This is a genomic window from Bartonella rattimassiliensis 15908, assembly GCF_000278215.1.
Taxonomy (GTDB): domain Bacteria; phylum Pseudomonadota; class Alphaproteobacteria; order Rhizobiales; family Rhizobiaceae; genus Bartonella; species Bartonella rattimassiliensis.
Genome location: NZ_JH725067.1, coordinates 105,023 through 126,762 on the forward strand (window position 1 = coordinate 105,023; position 21,740 = coordinate 126,762).

Sequence of the window (21,740 nt, forward strand, 5' to 3'; positions counted from 1 at the left end):
GCAACCGTCATGCATCGTTATGAGAAACAAAGCGGATACATCACACAAATCACCCTCAAAGCTCCAAACAAGGGAAAGGAAAGAAACAAAGAATAGAGGCTGGGCTGGTGGTCACCCAGCCAACGGGAACAGTTTAGCAACAAACCCGTCCGATGCAACTCAACTTAACATCGCAGCCACTTCTTCTCACTTAAAGCAATGAGAAGACGGCTAACATAGATGAAAGAATGTTAAGAAATTATGGATATACTTCACAAAGAAAAATTAAAATCTGTTGATCCTATAGAACCAGCTGCTGCTTATGTTGGTGGCAAAATCAAGTTGGCGAAGACCATTATCAACATCATGGAAAACATCCCTCATCGCACTTATGCTGAGCCTTTTGTTGGAATGGGTGGGGTGTTCTTTAGGAGAAAATTAATCCCCTTATATGAAGTCATCAATGATCGTTCAGGTGATGTGGTGAATTTTTTTCGGGTGTTGCAACGCCATTATCACTCTTTTATAGAATTGTTAGAGTTCCAGATTAGTAGCCGTGAGGTGTTTGAACGATTACGCACACAAGATCCAAAGATGCTGACGGATTTAGAGCGTGCTTTGCGGTTTTTATATCTGCAGCGGTTGAGTTTTGGTGGGCAGGTGGTAAAGCAGACGTTTGGCGTTGATCCTAATCGTGGTGCCCGGTTTAATCGTTTGAAACTTGAAGCTTCATTAAAGCTCATTTATCGGCGTTTAGCAGGTGTAACCATTGAACATTTAGATTGGTTTGAGTTTATCAGACGCTATGACCGGCCAAGCACCTTGTTTTACCTTGATCCACCGTATTGGGGTGTTGAGGATTGCTATGGAAAGGATTTGTTTAAGCGAGAAGATTATCAGACGATGTCCACCCTGCTTGCACAATTAAAGGGAAAGTTTCTTCTGTCTCTCAATGATGTGCCAGAAGTTCGGAAAACCTTCAGCCAATTTAAGATAAAAGAGGTCACCACATCTTATACATGTGGTTCAAATAAGCCGACTCCGGCTCAAGAGCTCATCATCTCAAATTGTGATTTTTAGCAAAAAAGAAAAAAGTGTCTTAAAAGGGTCTTTAAATGATCTTTGAAAGGTCTTTGAAGACCCTTTGAAACCCCCTTAAAAACCCTTCGAAAAAAAATAAATTGATGCAAAATATGCTGTCAAATTGTGCAAAACCTGATGACAAGCTACAGACAAGCTACAGTCAAATTACGCAAAACTCAGTGACAAGCTACAACTGGGGAACTTGGATTCGAACCAAGATTGACGGAGTCAGAGTCCGCTGTTCTACCATTAAACTATTCCCCAATAATTTAACTTTACCATTTTTAGCAGATTCTACGGTGCACGCAAGCGCAAAAAATCTTTATGATTATCGATAATAAAGAGCGATAGGGATGTCATTAATTGTTTTGATTTGAATATCGACATCATAAATGTCTTTAAGAATTTCTGGTTGCATAATTTCTTTGGGAGATCCACAATAGGCTGCTTTCCCATTTTTCAATGCAACAATCATATCTGAATAGGATGAGGCAAAATTAATATCGTGCATAACAATAAGAATGGTTTTTTTCAGTTCATCGGCAGTGCGGCGTAACTGCTTCATCATAGAAATGGCATGTTTCATATCCAGATTGTTTAATGGTTCATCTAAAAGAAGATAATCGGTGTCTTGACAAATAACCATGGCGATAAAAGCGCGTTGGCGCTGACCGCCAGAAAGCTCATCTAAGAAGCGGTCTTTTAAATCCTGTAAGCCGAGATAGCGTAGTGCACTGTCGATAAATTGTTTATCTTCCTTATTATACCAGCCTTTTGAGTAAGGATAGCGTCCAAAACTCACTAAGTCGTATACGGTTAAACGGAAAGATAAAGGATTATCTTGACGTAAAATTGAGAGCTTTTGAGCCAAAACATCATGAGGCATTTTATCAATATCAAAGCCGTCAATGTTAATTGTCCCTTGGTGGTATGGTAAAAGACGTCTTATTAGCATTAAAAGAGTTGATTTTCCTGAACCATTGGGGCCAATGAGAGAAATAATCCCTCCTTTGGGAAGATGAAGATATAAATTATCGATAATCAATCGTGCTCCGTAAGCTTTGGAAAGGTGATTGATTTCAATCATTTTAATTTTCCCTTCATTAGTAATATTAAGAAAACTGTACCTCCACAAAATTCAATGATAAAACTTAAACGTCCTGCCATATGAAAAATTTGTTCTAAAATAAATTGTCCACCTACCAAACAAATAATCGCTAATAATATCGCAATCGGTATAGCAACACTATGTTTTGCCTGCGGGGAAATTTCATAAGCAAGGTTGGCAACTAACAGCCCAAAGAAGGTAACCGGTCCTACCAGCGCGGTGGAAACGGAAACAAGAATAGAAACAAAAATTAGAATAGCTGTTGCACTTTTGTGGTAGTTAACGCCAAGATTGAGAGTATTTTCACGGCCTAAAGCCAAAATATCAAGAAGATGGCGTTCACGCCATCCAATTAGACTCACAATGAAAACAATGAGTGTGGCAAAGCTTATTAATGGTGTATTGAATTTATTAAAATTTGCAAACATAATATCCGTTAAATTCATCATTTGATCTGGATTGAGTTGCAATTGCATAAACATTCGTAAACTAAAAAAAAAGCCTCCTAAAATAACACCAATCAAGAGTGTTAAATGGAGTCCTTGTATGCTTCCTGAAAAGAGCCAACGGAAAAGGCTTATTGAAAAAAGGATGAGAATGAGAGCTTCAAGAACGAGCTGCCCTTCTTCATTCAAAAAGGGCAAAGAAAGAGAGCCAATAAAATATATCAGGACAGTCTTTATTAAAATATAAAGTTGATCAAATCCCATAAGTGAAGGTGTAAGAAGACGATTGTTAACAATTGTTTGAAATAAAACCGTAGAAACGCTTATTGTATAGGCAATAAGGAGTAAAGAGATAAGCTTTGTAAGACGAAATGTCCATGTATAAACGTTGATATTCCATGTCATGTAAAGACTAACGACAGTCCATGCAATGATGATAAGCGTTGTTAGCACACATATTGTTTTTTTCTTTCTATCCAAGACGTTTTCTCCAGCGTAAAAGGAGGATCATAAAAATAAAACTACCGATCACGCCCATCATGGTACTGATGGGAACTTCAAAAGAAGGGTGGATGATTCGCCCTAAAAGATCACAAATTAAGACTAATCCTGCACCATTGATTGCTACCCAAGGAGCGGTATAGCGCATATTATCTCCCATAAAACTTGAAATAATATTTGGAATAATCAATCCAACAAAAGGAATACGGCCGACAGTACAGACGACAACAGCGGTAATTGAGGCAACAATAAAAAGACCAAAAAACATGACAACACGATAATTTAACCCAAGGTTATGGGTTAAATCTTCTCCCAAGCTTGCAACCGTAAAGCGATCAGCTGTACAATAGGCAAGAATACAGAGAGGAAAGGCTAACCATAAAAGTTCATACTTTCCTTCAAGAATCATTGCAAAACTACCAAATAAGTAGGCTTGAAGAGAAGGAAGTAGCATTTCATAATCGGCAATGGCATTGGTTAATGAGCCAATAATATAGTTTAGCATAATTCCTGTAAGGGGAACAATGAGAGCAGATTTTAGAGGAAGGCGGCGCAGTAAAAACATAAAAAATAAAGTTCCCGTCATGGCAAAAATTGTGGCAACGATCATTTTTCCTAAAACAGGAATATTAGGTAGGAAAATCATAATAAAAAGAATGCCAAGAGAAGCAGATTCAACGGTTCCAGCAGTTGATGGCTCTACAAAACGGTTACGTGTTAGGAATTGCATAATCATGCCTGAAAGTGCAAGTGCTGAACCTACTAAAAGGATTGCAATGGTACGAGGAAGACGTGTTTGCCAAAAAATAAACCAGGCATGGGAATCGGCTGCGAATAGGTCAGCAGGGGTAACATCAGAATAACCAACAAAAATGCTGAAGATAGACAGGAGAATGAGAAGTGTTATGGTTATCCAGTAATTTTTCACGTTACATCATTTCCTAACAAAACTTAAGAAAAAAGCAGAAGCTGTTTATGAAACAACCTCTGCTTTTAAATTTTATTTATATAGCAAGCAAGTTCTTTCGTGTGTTTATTTGCTTTTTGTAAAGGCTTCATTGATCTGTTGTGCGGTTTCAATGATTCCTGTTATACCACCACTTGCACGATACCAACTCCAAGAGTCCAAATAAATAATTTGGTTTTTTTTGCTCGCTGTTGTACGATGAATAAGCTCATTGTTGAGCAATTGTGCTGCGGATTGTCCTTCCCGTCCAATTGCTGCATCGCGATCAATCACTAACAACCAATCAGGATTGGTCTCAAGAATAAATTCAGGAGAAATAAGTTGTCCATGTTTTTGTACGGTAAGTTTATCGGTTGCAGGGGCAATTCCAAAAGCAGAATGAAAAATATCAAAACGTGATTTTGGTCCCAAAGCACTGATTTTTCCACCAGAAGTCATGAGTATAAGCCCAGTACCTTTTTCTTGAGTATTTTTACGGACTTCAGTTAAAGTTTCATCGAGTTTTGCAATTTCTTTTTCAGCGTCCTGTTCTTTACCAAAAATTTTTCCAAGGATAGATACATTTCGTTTAATATCTTCAAGAGAATTTTCATTACTTATTGTTAAATCAATTGTTGGAGCGATTTTTGATAAATCTTTATATTTTGCTTGGGTTCTGGAGGAAATAATAATTAAATCGGGTTGAAGAGTGGCAATTTTTTCATAATCTGGTTCAAAAAGAGTCCCAATTTTTTCATATTTTGCATCATCAAATTGTTGCAGATAGGCGGGTTTTTTTCCTTCAGGAATGCCAACAACCGCTTTGATACCAAGGCGATTCATATTATCAAGCGAGGCAATATCGAATACCACAACCTTTTGCGGAGAAGCAGGAACAGAAGTCTCGCCTGAAACGTGATTAATCATTATATTTGTCTTAACACTCGTATTTGCAATACTCGTTTGTGTCCATAAAAACGTTGCAAAGCTGATTGCAACGAGTAAAATAGCAGTTACCCATTTCATATATTTTATCATCGTGATTTTATCCTTTTATCTGATATTACAATACTTTGCGCACTTAAAAACTTAACTTAGTCATTTTTATGCACAAAATGATGTGACAATAAATAACACTATGTTGTAAAGTTGACTGACATATGTTACAAATTGTTCACTTACCGTATTTTCACTTAATTCTAGTGTTTTTGCAACATTATTTAGAAAGTTTTGACATATGATCAATGTATTTAAAAAGCGTACAAGTTTGTATGCACTAACAACGAGCGCTCTTTTCTTTTTACAAGGTGTAGATGTTTCTGTAGCAAATAATCCTGGTGGTGTTAGGGAAAAAGTTACAGTAGATAATAGAATTATAGACGGTATGCAGCTCCCTAATGTAGGAGGTATTCAGACCTATAAGTGTAACGCTAGTAGTTATAAATTAGATAATGCACCGGTTTTTTGTATAGATGGGAAAAAGCATACCATAAAATATGCCACTATTCAGGCTACTAAAGCTGATGATGTTGCAGTGGGAGTGTATCCCAAAATAAATTTTAGACCTCAACGGCAGGAAGATGGTAGTTCTGTGTTTGCTGGTCTGAATATGGCAGGGACAACAATTAAGCTGGAACAGGTGAATATTACGAATAATGCGCTTCCTGCTAGTATAAATGGTTATATTTTGCGGCAGGATACAGATTTGGATAATTTTTTTGAAGTAAATGGTGGAAGTGCTGTCGAAGCAGGATATTTATCACGGGCTGAATTATCCAATTCAACAATTAAGAATTTTCCTGTTGGGCTTACAAGTGGCACTGGTGGAAAAATTTTCATGAAGAAGGGGGCTATTACCAATGTTCGTAACGGTGTTATGTTTTTTCCTGAAGGGATGGCTATATTGGATGGGACAGTTGTTCGTATTACGGAAACTGGTGTGAGGAGTGTTGGAGCCGGAGTAAGAATGAAAGGGGTAAACCTGCGTGCTCAAGAAGGTGCGATAGGGGTCATAGCAGAAAATAAGGGAGCTGTTGTTTTAGAAAGCTCTAATATTGCTATACCTCCAAGAATGCTAGATGAGATAAGCAATGAGATAGTTGAAGACGATCCAGGTGAAATGGAGAAAGGTCCTAACAGTGTTGGGCACTTGTTACAGGATGGATTTGTGGCTTTTGATAAATCAGAGTTTAACGCTACTGATGCTGTTTTTATGTGGTTCCGCAATTCCTCTTATAGTAACGACATTAACGACATTAACAAGAGGCCATCTAAGTTTTCTCAGTATACGCTTAATAAGCTTGTGGAAAAGGGTAAATTTTCTGCTGTGCCTGAAAATTTTTCGAGCGTAAATGCTCCGCTTAGTAATAACCCAATAGATGATCACTATTTTGGCAATGTTAGTAGTACTTTGAGTTCAATTGTAGGAAATCAGAGTAAGGTAGAGGGGTGGAGATTTGAGGCTTATATGAAAGACGGAAACGTTAATTTAATGGGGTCAGAATCTTATGGTTTCTATTTTGACAAAAGAGCAGAAAGTAAGAGCGAAAGAAGAGGTGCAAATTCTCTGTTAGGAAAAGGAGATGTGACGCATTTGGCTTATATGGAAAAAGCTGAAGTCAATGTTATACATGGTATAGGGATTTATGGAGAAAACTCAAGAGCACATGTTGTTTTAGATAAAAAGTCAAAAATTGATAGTAAGGTATTATTAAGGGCTAGATCTGGTTCTACACTATCAGTTTTTGCTTCTGATTCTGATATTAGAGGTGGGGCTGATATTGATGAAACTTCTGAGGTTAAACTTTATCTAAGCAAAGATTCAAAATGGTATCTGAAAGAAAATGAACGGGTCAGTTGGAAAGCACCAGGTGCTAATTGTGTAGATTCGTGTATTTCATCTATTAATCTTACAAGTAGTACTATTGGATTTGTGCCTCCCATGGATGGAAAGGAAGATTATAAAACTCTTCGTATTGGGAAAGGACAAGGGAAAGTTTATACGGCCTTTGGAGATTCTAAGATTTACATGAATGTAAGTGTAGTGCCAGTAGCTGATGGTGCTCATAAGAGGCAAATGTCTGATAGACTTTTGATTCATGGTGATGTTGAGGGAAAAACTACGGTGTATGTGAATAATCAGCATGTATATGATGCTGTAAATAGACAAAAAAAACAGATTAAAGTTGCTGAACAGCAAAACAAGAGTAAATTTTCCAGTATTTCACTTATCCAGGTTTATGGAGACGCAAACAAGGATTCTTTCAAGCTAGAAAGTGAATATATTACACTGGATGGTTCGCCTTACCAGTATATTCTTCGCGCTTATGGTCCAGTGGTTGCTCCAGGAGTGGAGTATTTTGATGCACGGTTAGTAAATAGTGAAAAGATTTGGGATTTCCGTTTAGAAGGTAAAGTTAAAAATGCTGGCGGAAATAATAATGACTATCCTTCTGCCTCAGATAGACTTTTAGGAAGATATCTGCCTTCTGATGCAACTTATCCGATATCGTACGATCTTATAGAAAAAGATCCTGAGTTTGTTGATAAGTTGTTGAAGGCTTCTCCAAAGGATGTATTTACTCTTAGTCCTACGATGATCCTAAATGAAAAGGGGGAAGCTATAGGGTATGATTATAGTTCTATTGAAGGTGTTGAGGATTATAAAGGATTTGAGATTGTAGACGATGAATTACAGACGACAGATGAGGAAGGTAACGAGTTAAGTATTGTTCTTCTTAGTGGTTCAAATGAAAACGCTGAATATAGTATAGTAGGAGAAGTAGACGAAGGATATGGTATAGTAGTAGAGGAAGGAGATGAATTAACTCCGACTGTTGTGCCTTCTGTTTCTCAGCCTTCTGAGTTGGGGAGCTCTGCTCTTGGAAGATCTGATGATGGTGATTCTGTGAATTCTCTATCTGAAATTCCTTCAACTCCGGACACTTCAACGTCTGAAACTGGAACATCCACTTCGTCTTCCAGGTTAGATGTTGTTTCTTCTAAGGATCCTGTTAGCTCAGGAAAAGGCACACAGAGTGTAGAAAGTTCTGTTTCTGCTACAAGTAGTACTCCTGCTGAAGATAAACCTACTTCTTCACTTGTAACTTCTAAATCGGAGAGTGCTACACCTGCAAAATCTAACATTACGCTTACAACATCTGATACAGGGGGGGATCCTATACTTGCAAAACCTAATGCAAGCAATTCTAATGTTCTTCTTACTGGGAATTCTATTAAATCAAGTGAAAAAACGCAGAATTTAGAGAATTCTGCTTCTTCTACAAATGCAACAGTTGATACTGTTGCTGAGAAAACGGAAGGCTCTAAGGTTGCTTCTACTGTATCCAAGCAGAAGGATTCTACGCCTAAGACAACAGTTGATACTGTTGTTGAGAAAACGGAAGGCTCTAAGGCTGCTTCTACTGTATCCAAGCAGAAGGATTCTACGCCTAAGACAAAAGAGGCTCAGGCTACAGGGCGTTTACTTCTATCTAAGACATTTGAAAATGGGGAAGCTTCGTCTACTGTATCTGTAAATTCATCGCTTACTTCCACGCAAGAGCTTGGAACTATTTCTTCTGGTCAGTCTGTAGCTTCCTTAGGAAGGTCTCTGGTTACTCCTATTGTGTCTGTTTATAATGTTCAGGGAACTATTTCTTCTCAGTGTAGTGATACGACGAGGAAGAATGGTGAGAATAAATTGCAAGGTTCTTATTCGTGCAGTGATGGAAAATCATATACAATGAAAGATCTTACACTGAAGGTAACGGGTAAAACTCAGCACCCTATGCATGCAAAAAATCAGAATACGGTTATCAATCTAGAGAGTGCTACCATCATTGGTGTGGAGGCTTCTAAAAATGATGTTGATTTTACTAAATCACCGGCTTTAAGTGCTGTGCTTGCAGAAGAAAAAGCAGAAGTTGTTTTGGATAAAAACTCAATAATTCAATCTTCTATAATTGGTCTTGAAGCTAAAAATGGTGGAAAGATTAAAATGAATAATGGAACAGTCAATGCTCATTATGTGGGTGTTTTGGGCGGTTCTGAGTCATCTGTTAATTTAAAGGGTACGAAAATTAATGTGATGGGAGATTTTGCTGCAGCTGGTCTAGCAAGTAAGGCTGGTGAAATAACCATGGACTCTGGGGATATTGCTATTGAGAGGGGAGTGGCAGTTAGGTCAGAATCAGGGGGTAGCGTTAAGTTAGACAAGGTGAGTATTCTTGCAAAAAAAGTGCAGAATAAGTTGGATTCCGTAGAAAATTTAGAGCGTGCAGCGTTTCTGTTGAGTGATAATGGTTCTATTGATTTTAAGAATGGCAGTGTTGTGACGGATGCTCATGCTTTATGGATTGTGAAGAGTGATGATGGAGTTGAAGTAAGTTCTTTGAGAAGAAAGAGATCTCCAGAGGTTCGCTCTACTATGAATCGCGCAAATATTGAGTCTTCTACTGTTAAAGTGGAAGGTGATGGAACCTATGGTATATATTTTGATGGGTTAACACAGAAAGAAGGGACTAAACAAAATCTAAGCGTTGTTAAGCGGGATGTTGTAAAACAGGAGAGAACACCTATAGGTATAACAGGGGCAATTTCATTGAAGACGACTGACTTTGAAGTTGCAAAAGGTATAGCTATCTATGGTAATAACTCTGGTGGTCGTATTTCATTAGAAAATAAAACGACTCTTGCTGGTGATTTGTTATTGAAAGCTGAGAATAGCTCTCATATACTGGTTTCGATTAATAATTCTATCGTTAAAGGTAATGCTCTCCTTGATAAAAGTTCTTATGCAAGGTTAGATCTGACTAATAAATCTGAGTGGATTCTAAAAAGAGGTCTGCAAAATAATTTGGGTATTTCAAATTCAGGATGCGTAGATTCGTGTGTTTCTGCTGTGAGTCTTGTAAATAGTACTATTGATTTTGCTCCTTCGGAAACTAAAGGAAAATATCAGACTCTCCATATTGGAAATGGGAAAGGTACGGTTTATGAGGCGCAGGGGGATTCTTTAATTCGTATCAGTGCACGTTTGAATCCTAATGATCCGGGTGAACAGCAAGTGACAGATCGGCTTGTTATTCATGGTAATGTTTCTGGGAAAACAAAAATACATGTGCGAGGTGATGCGGGCAATGTAGGAGAAGGGAAAGCGAATGCTAAGATTGCTCACAGTGTTTCAGTTATTCAGGTCTATGGTCAAGCGAAGAGAGATTCTTTCCAACTTGATGGCAATTATGTTGCACTGAGAAACTCACCTTACAAATATACTCTTCGTGCTTATGGTCCAGAAGCGACTTTGAAACAGGAGCATGTTCAGCAGAAGTTTGTTAAGAATGGTGGAGAGTTTTGGAATTTCCGTTTAGAGAATCAGTATGTTAAGACTGCTGGATCTACTGCTTTTTCTGAGCAATTTGTAAAGTCTGTTGTTCCACAGGTGCCAACTTATCTTATCTTACCGAATAGCGTATTTCATGCTAGTTTGATGGATATTAACAATCAAAACAAGCAATTGGAAACATTGCGGACTACTTCTACTGGGATGGTAGATGTGCGTGAGAATCCTGCTTTGTACTTGCGCGGCTATGGTGGAAGTTACCGTTATGCTTCAGATTTATCTGCACTTGAATATGGTTATGGTGGCGATCTTGACTATCGTGGTGTAGAGGCAGGTGTTCTGCTGCAATCTATTGAAACTGCTGACAGTGCTATGTCCTTTGGTATGATGGGAACTTATGGAAAGCTTTCTCTGCAGCCTTTGGAAGTTGAGCAAAGTCAGAAAAGTGCATTGGATAAATGGACTGCTACAGTATATAGCAGCCTGCAGCATAATACTGGCTTCTATGTCGATGGTCTTTTATCCTATGGTCTGTTCAAAGGGGATGTTCTCACCCTTGCACGAGGTAAGACTGCAACATTGAAAGGTAATCCTTTGAGTGTTTCCTTATCTGGTGGTCAGACAATTGCTACAGGATATAAGGGTTTTGTCTTTGATCCGCAGGTTCAGGTTGTCTATCAACATCTCCAGTTTAATAAGGCTCGTGATATTGACAATTTCGATATTGAAATGGGTAAACTTAACCAATGGGTGGCACGTGTTGGTGGACGCTTAACCAAGACTCCTACAGGCTCTGAAGGAATGAATGCTGTTGCTTTCTATGGTAAGCTTTATCTTGCTCATGGTTTTGGAGAAAAACAATCTGTGAACTTCAAGGATGATTTCCAATTGGGTGCGTTTGGTTCTTCTCTAGAGGCTGGATTAGGTTTTAATGCCAAATTGTTTTCACAGTTCTCTCTGCATGCTGATGTGCTTTATCAGCATAAGCTTAATAAGGCTGGTTTTTCTGGAGCAAGTTTTTCCGGAGGGGTTCGTTATCAGTTTTAGTATAAGGTACAGTATGTACTTTTTAGAAGGCAGCACAATGTGCTGCCTTTTTTCTTTATAAAAACTTGTGTTGTTCTTAAAAAGATTTTCGGCTTATTCATATGAACAAAAAACATAGTTTAGTTTATGCATGAAAACTTTTTTCTACGATAAAGCGAGTTTTCTTAAAAACTTTTGCTCTTGATGAAGCGGTAGAGTGACTCATTTTAATGGGATTTTTAAGAATGCATGAGTCAAAAAAGGCTTTATATGATCCTTTTGGGGATCGTATTGATCTTATCTAATATAAATATTTGATGCTTTCTAAAGCTCATTTTATAGAGTTTATTCTTCATTGATTTTAATCATTTTTTTTATTCATATCTTTGTGGATCAATTTTTAAGATTAACAAGGATAAATTGTATCTTTAATTAATTACACGCACTGGTTTTATTTTTTCTTTACACTAAATACAGAATGCATTATACACTCATAAAGTGTGTTTTGTAATTATTCTCTTATAAAGAGTTTTATGCGTAGAGCTTCTGCCAAATTTATTGAGATAATTCATTGCACGGTTCAATGAGCATGAGGCATGTCCTTTTTGTTACACCTTTCGTATTTTGAGGGGCACAGAGGGATCTGTTGCAAGTGCTTTTATTTTTAATGAGAGGGGAAGGAAAGTTTCGAGGGAACTATGATTAAAGTGTTTAGAAATCATGTATGTTTATGTGCTTGTACAACAGCTATCCTTTCTTTGCTCCAAACTGGAAGAGAAGTTTATGCCGTTACAGAGGATAAAGGTAAACCTTATATTATAACTGTTAAGCCGATCAATGGCAGTTATGTGACTTCTTCTCACCATTATCTTAATGGAAGTCATCTTAGCGGAAATAATAGGCATAAGCTTCCTCTTAAAGGAGAGACTGGGGGGAAGGGTTATCTTCCTCATCATATCGATATTGACAATGACGATGAGGGTATTCGTGGGGGGAGTGACTATCGTGTGCTTAGCGGATTGGCTGGGGAGAACGATAAAGTTATAAATAAGGACTCTGATGGAAGAGGTGTGGATCCTGCGTTTTATTACTATAATAGTGGGTTGTATTATGTATGTGATAATTGCGGGATGGATTCTGGAAAGGATCCTAAAATTGATAATAAATCTTATACAATTACGAAAGAGAACGTTTCCAGCTATCCTGAAGATCCTACTGCTATAACGGTGAAGCGGATAGGAACTAGGGTTAGTGGAGAGAATGTAACTGTTAGCAGTGAAGTTGCTGATAAATCTTTTTTGCGTGGGGTGGCTGTATCAGATGATGGAAAGATTGTTTTGATAAAACCAACGCTTAAAAATACAAAGTTAGCTCTTTTTGCTAAAGATGGAATAATTCAAGTCAAGCAGGGAATTATAGAGGAGAGTAATAGAGCTGTTGAAGCTGTGGGGAATTCATTGGTCATTTTAGAGGGTACAAAGGTTAATACGCAGAATGGGAAGACAAGCCTTTCCAGTTATAGTGGGGCAGAGATTGGGATGGAAAGTGGCGAGGTTAACTTTATGAACAGTCATGGGATTTCTGCAATGTTAGGGGGGAAGGTTTTTCTTGATGGTGTTAAGGTTATTGGAAAGGGGGAAAAGGATAAAGATCATGCGGTTTTTTTAATGGATGAAGCCGGTTCTGTTAAGTTTAAAGGGGGAACTATTTATGCTGAGAATACACATGGTATATTATTAGAAAATTCAGTCAAGTCTTTTAATGGTGTACCAGAACGACCTGAAGTAGAAGCGAAAACTGAAGATGAAATTGAAGATTTATCGAATAGCTTTTATGCTACTGAGATTGATCTTAAGTCTTCTTTTGTTACAGTAAAGGGTGAGGGAGCTTATGGTATCTATTTTAAGGGAGAGAAGCCATGGAGTGCAGATAGGGATAAAAAAGAGGATATTTCATTAGGGGGAGACAGAGCTCCAGCTCGATTAGAAGTTGTTAATTTGGATGCAACAGAATTTTCTGTTCTAGATGATGTGGCTCTTTATGGTAAAAACGTTATTTCTGGTGCGGTGAGTTTATCAAAAAGTACACTTCGTTCAGAGAATTTTTTACTAAAAGCTGAGAAAGGCGCATCTGTGATCGTTTTGGCTGATGATTCTACTCTTGAGGGGCATGCTTATGTTGATGGAGATTCTAATGCCGAACTTTATTTGGGAGGTCACTCTACATGGACTCTACAACAACAGTTGCCAAAAGAGCGACATAAAGTTGTACATGATTCTTCTATTTCGGTCGTGAGTCTTATGGGTAATAGCTCTATTAATTTTAAAAGGCACGAATCTTCTTCTATGGATGATTATCAGACCCTTCGTATTGGAAATGGAAAGGGTGTCGTTTATAAAGCACGGGATGGTGCTTCTATTTTTCTTAATACATATTTGAATAAGGGGGGAGATCTTAATAATCAAAAGAGTGATCGTGTTTTAATTTATGGTGATGTTGAAGGAAAAACAACAGTCCGTGTGCGTGCTGTTTCAGGAAGTTCAGGAGGATACACGGGAAGTGGGGGAAATAGTCAAGGGATTTCAGTTATTCAGGTTTCCGGAAAAGCAAAACAAGATTCTTTTCAGTTGGAAGGTGGTTATGTAGCGTTAGATGGATTACCTTATCAGTATAAGCTTTATGGTTATGGTCCAATATCTCTTTTAGGACAAGCAAACGAGAATCAAAGATTAGTTGCAGGGAACGGAGAGTTTTGGGATTTCCGTCTTGAAAGTCAATTTATAGATTCTGATGCTAGACCTGAGCCAGATCCTAGTCCGACGCCTCCTCCTGGGCCGACACCTTCTCCAGGACCAGCTCCGGAGCCTCATCCTCGTCCGAAGCCAGGTGTTAAGGCTGTTGTTCCGCAGGTTCCGACTTATCTCCTTTTGCCCAATGTTTTACTTCAGGTGAGTTTGATGAATGTTGGCAATCAAAATAAGCGGTTAGAGTCTTTGCGCATTGCTTCTAGGGGATTGTTAGAAAATCGTGAAAAACCTCTCTTTTTTGTGAATGGTTATGGTGGCAATCATCGTTATATTTCAAATCTTTCCGCGCTTGAATATGGTTATGGTGGCGAGCTTTTTTATAATGCTGTAGAGGCAGGGGTGTTGCTACAAGCAATTGAAAATATGTATGGTACTGCTTCTTTTGGAGTTATAGGATCTTACGAGAAATTTTCTTTGCAACCTTTGAATGTTGAACAGAGCCAAAAAAGTACATTTGATAAATGGTCAGTTGCGGCATACGGTGGTATGCAGCATGATGCTGGTTTTTATGTTGATGGTCTTGTGTCTTATGGATTTTTTAAGGGGGATGTTCTGACAACGGCACGGGGTAAGACGGCAACATTAAAGGGAAATCCTTTAAGTGCTTCATTGATTGCTGGTAAGACACTTATGGTAGGAGATGACGGTTTTGTTTTTGATCCACAAGTTCAGGTTGTTTATCAATATCTTCAATTTAATAAAGTGCGTGATGTGGACGGTTTTGATATTGAGCTTGGAAAGATTCATCAGTGGATAGGGCGTGTTGGGGGACGTTTAACAAAGATATTGGTTACACCTGATGAGGCGCGGGTGGTTTCTATCTATGGCAAGCTTAATCTTGCTCATGGTTTTGGAGGGGAACGATTTGTCCATTTTAAAGATGCTTTTCAGCTAGGCGCTTTTGGTTCCTCATTAGAAACAGGATTAGGTTTTAATGCCCAATTGTCTCAAAACTTTGCGCTTCACGGTGATTTGGTTTATCAGCATAAACTAACGAAAGCTGGTTTTTCTGGAACGAGTTTCTCTGGTGGATTGCGTTATCATTTCTAGTGTTGTCTTTGTTTGATTAATCTTTGAAAAAGCCACAAGTTATGCTTGTGGTTTTTTCATCCTTTATTTGTTTTATTGTTATAGCATTTTTACAGAGAGTGATTTTGCATAGCTTTAAGATATGTTCTGGCTGGATTTCTTTCGTTTTTCTTGAGAAGTTTAGTGAGCGTGTACGTTATCGTTGTAAAAAAATACGTATTTCATAATGATTTTTTATATTATTTATAATATGCTGTTTCGTAAAAATATTTTCAATACTCTTAATATAAATCTATAAAAATCATTCATTTGCATACCACAAGGTGGATTGGCAGATGGATAAAAAATTGTTTGAGAAATGAGTTAGTATACTTTTATGAATTGTGTTAAGAGAAGAGGGGTTACAATATGAAGTTAGCAAAAAGAATACTATTCTATTTTATTAAACTTAATGAGCGTTGTATCCATTTTTAATTCCTATCTTTATGCTTAATAAAGGAGTAAGCAAGCACAACCACACCCTTTGCCAGTTCTGACAACCCTTGGTATTTGAGAGCGTTCATAAGAGGCATTTTACGTTCTTTCTTCTTGTGTTTTTATTCACACCCGCATCTTGCTTGTAATGTGCAAACGAATGGTTTTGATTGATTGAAAATAAATAGATTGGAAATAAGAGAATCCTATGGCATTCAAGATTCTAATTCAATATGTATGACGATAAATTATCATTATAAATTAATAATAGAGTGCATATTATTTCAATTATGATGTTTATTCTCAATGCGACTATACGCGCTCTGAATATTGATTGGGTAGCGATTAAATTAGGCAATTTTAATACATGTGAACCTATTAAACTTGTTATGCAAAAACAACTTTAAAGATGATTTTTCTTTTGCTTTTCAGTTATATTTTACAACTTTTTTGTAAAAATAACAGATTTAGATTGTGTTTTTTAATAATTTTTTAATTTCACATTTACATAAAATACAAAAAGCATTAATTAGTCTGATATTTTTAAACTAAAACATATTAAATTTTTCTTTTAGTTAAGCATTTTAATTTGTTTTGTATTTTTGGTAAGGGGGGGGTTATGGTGGAATTATGGTAAGTCTCTTAAAAAATCGTTTCTCCTTATATACTCTTACAACAGCACTTCTTTTTTCTACACACAATGTTGATGTTTTTGCACACAATGCTAAATCTCAAGTTCTTTCCGAAGCACAGAAGGTTTCATGTGATCAGAACGCAGCATTTTATCAGTGTAGTGATGGTGCTGAGCACACGATTAGTAATAAAGATTATTCGCTAACGTATAAAAATATTAATGGTGATCATGGAGCCATAGAGGCATCTAAAGCAAAGACGGCTATTAGTGGCCAGAATATAACTGTTAAGAGCACTTTGGATGAAAAGGAAAATTTAGAAAAAAACTTTTGGAAACATGGAGTAAAAGTGTCAGAAAAGGCGGGAGTCTCACTGACCGCTTCCACGTTGCAGGGGGTTTTAGTGGGGGTGGAGGCGCAAGGCGGGTTTATCAAAATGTCTGGTGGATCAATTGATGCACTCAAAGTAGGGGCTTTGGCAGAAGAAAAAACTCAAAGCACAGTTTATTTAACGAATACACAAGTTAGTTTCGGTGAGGTTGGGGTTAAAGCAGGAGAAAAAGGGTATGTTATTTTAGAGGGTGTCTCTCTTAGCGATAAGGGGGGAAACGGCAAAGCAGGACAAGGGTTGGATACAGCTCACCAGAGTGATCATGCTGCTTTTCATATCTCTAAAGATGGTTACGTTCAGTTTATGAAAGGTTCTGTTGAGGTGGCTGATGCTCATGGGCTTTTATTGCAGGGAAATCAAGGTTCTCAGATTAGTATTGAAGATTCCCAAATTACAGTGAAAGGTAATGCATTTTATGGTATGCGCTTTGAAGGTGAGGCAGTATCGGATAATTCGTCAAATGAAAAATTATCGCGTGTTGATTTGAAAAAGACGCATTTTATAGTTCCAGATAGTATAGCTCTCTATAGCAGTAAATCCAAGAAGTCTAACATACTTTTAAAAGAAGCAAAACTTTTTGGAGATTTGTTGCTGAAGGCTGATAATAACTCTTCTATGAAGATTGTTGCTGATGCTTCTGCACTTGGTGGTCAAACTCAGGTTGATAACAGTTCTACAGTTGAACTTATCTTAAAAAATAATTCACAATGGGCTTTATTGCAACCAAGACATAAAAATTTACAAGATCCTAATTATAGAGGTGTTTCATTTATTTCATCAGTCAGTCTCTCTGATAGTTCTATTGCCTTTGAAAAACCCAAATCCAGCACTGCTTATGCATATCAAACACTTTATATTGGAGAAGGAAAAGGTATTGTTTATCAGGCTTTTAGGAATGCTTGGGTTCATTTGAATGCACATTTAAATCCTAATGAGACAAGTAATAATCAAGTAACTGATCGGCTCCTTATTCATGGTGATGTTAAGGGAAAAACTATAGTTAATATACAAGGGATTGCGGGCGGTTTAAAAGAGAAAAACAACAAAGCACATAGCGTTTCCATTATTCAAGTTTATGGAAATGCATCGCATGACTCTTTTCAATTGAATGGGCAGTATGTTGCATTAAATGGTACACCTTATAAATATGTTCTTCGTTCTTATAGTCCAAATGCTACGGGAGAGAATGAGCATGTTAAACAGAAATTTGTTCAGAACGGAGGAGAATTTTGGAATTTTCGTTTAGAAAATGAATATGTTCAAACGTCTGCTGATTATAGCCATACGTCTACGGTTTCTGAACGTACATCTCCTGCACATGTTTCTATTGTGGATGTCATTCCAGCATCTTCCGGAGATATTGTTTCAGAATCTTCTACTGATGCTGTTCCGACGTTTTCTTTGTATGCTGTTCCAACATTTTCTGTGAATGCTATTCCGGTGTCTTCTGCGGATGCTATTCCGGTATCTTCTGCGGATGCTATTCCGGTATCTTCTGCGGATGTTGTTCCGGTGTCTTCTGAGGATGCTCTTTCTGATATTGAAGATGTTCTCTCATTTGAACAAGGTGTGAGGTCTGTTGTTCCTCAGGTCCCAACTTATCTATTGTTGCCAAATAGTTTGTTCCATGCTGGTTTGATGGATATCAGCAATCAAAACAAGCAGTTGGAGATACTTCGGGCTAATTCTAGTGGAGTGTTGGAAATTCGTGAAAAGCCTGCTTCATTTTTGCGTGGTTATGGTGGAAGTTATCATTATGCTTCAGATTTATCGGCACTTGAATATGGTTATGGAGGAGATCTAGGGTACTATGCCGTAGAGGCAGGTATTTTATTACAAAAAGTTGAAAATGTTGATAGTGCTGTATCCTTTGGAATTATGGGGTCTTATGGAAAGCTTTCTCTGCAACCTTTAGATGTTGAACAAAGCCAAAAAAGTACATTTGATAAATGGACTGCTACAATATATGGTAGCTTGCAGCATGATGTAGGATTCTATGTCGATGGTCTTTTATCCTATGGTCTTTTTAAGGGAGATGTTTTAACACTTGCACGAGGTAAAGTTGTGGCATTAAAGGGTAAACAGTTTAGTGGTTCTTTCACGAGTGGTAAGACGTTTGCAATAGGCTATAAAGGAGTTGTGTTTGATCCACAGGTTCAGGTTGTTTATCAATATCTTCAGTTTAATAAAGCTCGTGATATTGATAATTTTGATATTGAGATGGATAAACTTGGTCAATGGATGGTGCGTATTGGTGGTCGTTTGATGAAGACTCTTTCTGCCTCCGAAATGGATCGTGATGTTTCTTTCTATGGTAAGATTCATTTTGCTCATGATTTTGGTAAGGAAAGATCTGTGCGCTTTAAAGATTCTTTCCAGTTAGGAAATTTTGGTTCTTCTCTGGAGGCTGGATTAGGTCTTAATGCTCACTTATCTCAACATTTCACGCTTCATGGTGATTTGATGTATCAGCATAAATTGAGTAAAGGTGGTTTTTCGGGGATCAGTTTTTCTGGTGGATTGCGCTATCGTTTTTAGTATGATCGCTTTTGGAATTAATTTAAAAAAAGCCACAAGCATAGCTTGTGGCTTTTTATTGTTTTGTTTGCCACTTTGAAAATAAGCTTTTTAAAAGAATGTTTTTTGTGTGAGCAAGTTTGTTTTTTTAGAAACCAGATAAGGTCTTTGATGGTGAAGTTTTTATTTTTTTATACTGTTTTTCCAAATTTATAAGTTCTTTTGAGATTATTGTTTGAGGGGGGTGTCTGTTATTTTTACATATATTTGCGTGTATTTATAAATAATACAATTTTAAATTGTTATTTTGGGGATTATGACTTTACAGAAAGCATCTGGCGGATATATAGAATACAAAATGTATTTTATATATTGCACGTAACCAAAATTATTAAACAAAATGCGTGTTTTTTGTTTTTAGAGAAGGGGAAGAAGGTTTGTAGAAAATTATGTTTAAAAATTATCTCTCTTTATGTCGTTTTACAACGGTTATTTTTTTCTTTGCACACAATGCTGATGCAGGTGATGACCCTTCAGGGAAGAAGCAATATTCATGTGATGAAAGTGCTTCATTTTACTACTGTAGTGATGGTGAAACGCATGAAATTTCTAGGAAAACTTATAAACTCATGGGTGAAAGTTCTGATGCAGCTATAGAGGCGTCAGGGGAAAATACACTCATTGAGGGAGATGTTATAATCATTAACAGTGTTGCGAATACAAATGGCTATTCAGAAAAAAACGCTTGGACGACAGGTGTCAAAGCCTCAAATGGGGGAGGTGTTGCTCTATTTAATTCAATGCTAAATGAAGTGTCGATAGGGGCTGATGTTAATGATGAGGGAGCTTTTGAGATACAGGATGGGGTGATTAAAGCAACCAGAATGGGGATCAGTGTTGCTGGTGAAAAGTCATTTGTTTCTTTGACCAAGACAGAGATTAAGACACATGCTGATGCGATAGGCCTTTTGAGTCATAATAGTGCAAAAATTTATATGAAAGGAGGAAAAATTGACTTTACCGATGGTATTGGAGTTCAAACAGGAGGAGGTGGAGAAATTAATTTAGAGGAGGTTTCTATTACAGGGAAGGGGAAACGAATAAAAAATACTGATAATCATCGTGACGGTTCTGCTTTTAGTATGCTTCAGGGGAAAGGTGCTCTTGATTTCCAGAAGGGAAACGTTAAGGTTAATGATGTTCATGGCATTGTAGTGCAGGGGAACGATAATAATACTGCCCATATAAAATATTCCAATGTTTTTGTGAGAGGCAACGCATCTTATGGTATGCGTTTTTTTTGGGAAGCTGTTTTTGATGAGACAAAAACAATTATACCTGGAAAAGGGGCAATTCATTTGACCAAGACAACTTTTACGGTTCCAGAAAGTACAGCTATTTATAGCCACGAATTCGAAAGCTCTGTTAAACTCTCACAACACTCGACACTCTCTGGAGATTCATTACTGAAAGCTGTTGAACACTCTAATGTAAAAATTGAAGCTAATACCTCTATCCTTGTAGGTGGCGCTCATGTTGACAAAAATTCTACTGCCAATGTAGAGTTAAAAAATGGCTCAAAATGGATTTTATCGCAACCAAAATATGGAAAATTGAAAAATTCTGATGTTTCTGGTTCGCAGTTAGGGGATTATTCCTTTATTTCATCGCTCAAGCTGATAGATAGTTCTCTTATTTTTAAAGAACTAAAATCCAATACAACAGATGGTTATCAGACACTTCTTATCGGAAAAGGATCAGGGACTGTCTATCATGCAAAAGATAATGCATATCTTTATCTTAATACATATTTCGATAAAGGGGGAAATCTGCAAGAGCAAAAAACTGATCGACTTTTAATCAATGGTGATGTTTTGGGACAAACAACAGTCCACGTGTATAAGGTTTCTGGAAGCCCAGGGGCCTTTACAGGAGATGGCGGTAATAATCAGGGGATTTCCATTATTCAGGTTTATGGACAAGCTGCTCAAGATTCTTTTCAGTTAAAAGGCGGTTATGTCACACTTGAAGATTCTCCCTATCAGTATCATCTTAAGAGTTATGGTCCAAGCTCTACTTTAGGTGCAGCAGATTCCAATCAAAGAGTGCTTAAAAACACGGGAAAATTTTGGGATTTTCGTCTCGAAAGTAAACTTGTTGATTCTGCCTCTTTTGATATCACTGAAATTTTTCCTGTTCTTGATGTCGCTTCTACTAATGATGATGTTTCTTCTTTTCCTAAAATTCATCCTAGTGTTACTGGAAGTGAGGTTGATGCTATCGATTCTAACACTAAGCCAAAACCTCAGGAACCAAGTCTTTCTTCACCTGTAGCTTCTTCTGATAGGGATTCCTCTTTTATTGTTACACCACCTAATACTCCTGATATTTCTGTGCTTGAGGTTCAACATCCTCCTCTTGTTTCTCCTCCTCCTTCTGTATCGCGGCCTGCGTCTGG

The 21,740-nt window shown here is 37.4% G+C and carries 8 protein-coding genes, 1 tRNA gene and 2 pseudogenes; 6 read left to right on the top strand and 5 right to left on the bottom strand.

Features of this window, described 5'->3' with window-relative positions; translation table 11 throughout:
- Positions 1 to 96: pseudogene (locus MCY_RS10070) on the top strand (phage late control D family protein); the annotation flags it as partial.
- A 144-nt stretch (positions 97 to 240) separates the two neighbouring features.
- Positions 241 to 1,059, top strand: coding sequence for a DNA adenine methylase (locus tag MCY_RS06260; protein ID WP_007347531.1), 819 nt, complete (start codon positions 241 to 243; stop codon positions 1,057 to 1,059).
- A 196-nt stretch (positions 1,060 to 1,255) separates the two neighbouring features.
- Here the strand turns inward: MCY_RS06260 and MCY_RS06265 are convergent.
- From MCY_RS06265 to MCY_RS06285, 5 genes are all read right to left on the bottom strand, one after another.
- Positions 1,256 to 1,326: transfer RNA gene (locus MCY_RS06265), tRNA-Gln, on the bottom strand.
- 64 nt (positions 1,327 to 1,390) lie between these two features.
- Positions 1,391 to 2,149: an iron ABC transporter ATP-binding protein gene (locus MCY_RS06270; RefSeq protein ID WP_007347532.1), complete on the bottom strand. Its 759-nt coding sequence runs from the start codon at positions 2,147 to 2,149 to the stop codon at positions 1,391 to 1,393.
- Positions 2,146 to 3,096, bottom strand: a complete 951-nt coding sequence (locus MCY_RS06275; RefSeq protein WP_007347533.1) for an iron chelate uptake ABC transporter family permease subunit — start codon at positions 3,094 to 3,096, stop codon at positions 2,146 to 2,148. The genes MCY_RS06270 and MCY_RS06275 overlap by 4 nt, the downstream gene beginning before the upstream one ends.
- Positions 3,089 to 4,045: an ABC transporter permease gene (locus MCY_RS06280; protein ID WP_007347534.1), complete on the bottom strand. Its 957-nt coding sequence runs from the start codon at positions 4,043 to 4,045 to the stop codon at positions 3,089 to 3,091. The genes MCY_RS06275 and MCY_RS06280 overlap by 8 nt, the downstream gene beginning before the upstream one ends.
- A 105-nt stretch (positions 4,046 to 4,150) precedes the next feature.
- Positions 4,151 to 5,101 carry a siderophore ABC transporter substrate-binding protein gene (locus tag MCY_RS06285; protein ID WP_007347535.1) on the bottom strand — a complete coding sequence of 317 codons (951 nt, stop codon included), beginning with the start codon at positions 5,099 to 5,101 and terminating at the stop codon, positions 4,151 to 4,153.
- A 199-nt stretch (positions 5,102 to 5,300) separates the two neighbouring features.
- Here MCY_RS06285 and MCY_RS06290 point away from each other — a divergent pair, with 199 nt between their 5' ends.
- From MCY_RS06290 to MCY_RS06305, 4 genes and pseudogenes are all read left to right on the top strand, one after another.
- Positions 5,301 to 11,453 carry an autotransporter outer membrane beta-barrel domain-containing protein gene (locus MCY_RS06290; RefSeq protein ID WP_007347536.1) on the top strand — a complete coding sequence of 2,051 codons (6,153 nt, stop codon included), beginning with the start codon at positions 5,301 to 5,303 and terminating at the stop codon, positions 11,451 to 11,453.
- Positions 11,454 to 12,130: 677 nt separating this feature from the next.
- Entirely contained in the window at positions 12,131 to 15,289 is a 3,159-nt protein-coding gene (locus tag MCY_RS06295; RefSeq protein ID WP_007347537.1) for an autotransporter outer membrane beta-barrel domain-containing protein, read from the top strand.
- A gap of 1,083 nt (positions 15,290 to 16,372) precedes the next feature.
- A complete protein-coding gene (locus tag MCY_RS06300) occupies positions 16,373 to 19,303 on the top strand; it encodes an autotransporter outer membrane beta-barrel domain-containing protein (RefSeq protein WP_007347538.1) in 2,931 nt (976 codons plus the stop codon).
- A 428-nt stretch (positions 19,304 to 19,731) separates the two neighbouring features.
- Positions 19,732 to 21,740: pseudogene (locus tag MCY_RS06305) on the top strand (autotransporter outer membrane beta-barrel domain-containing protein); the annotation flags it as partial.

Bases quoted from the DNA above. Each gene is read 5' to 3' on its own strand.
- MCY_RS06270 (WP_007347532.1), bottom strand. From the start codon at position 2,149: ATGATTGAAATCAATCACCTTTCCAAAGCTTACGGAGCACGATTGATT.
- MCY_RS06290 (WP_007347536.1), top strand. From the start codon at position 5,301: ATGATCAATGTATTTAAAAAGCGTACAAGTTTGTATGCACTAACAACG.
- MCY_RS06260 (WP_007347531.1), top strand. From the start codon at position 241: ATGGATATACTTCACAAAGAAAAATTAAAATCTGTTGATCCTATAGAA.
- MCY_RS06300 (WP_007347538.1), top strand. From the start codon at position 16,373: ATGGTAAGTCTCTTAAAAAATCGTTTCTCCTTATATACTCTTACAACA.
- MCY_RS06295 (WP_007347537.1), top strand. From the start codon at position 12,131: ATGATTAAAGTGTTTAGAAATCATGTATGTTTATGTGCTTGTACAACA.
- MCY_RS06285 (WP_007347535.1), bottom strand. From the start codon at position 5,101: ATGATAAAATATATGAAATGGGTAACTGCTATTTTACTCGTTGCAATC.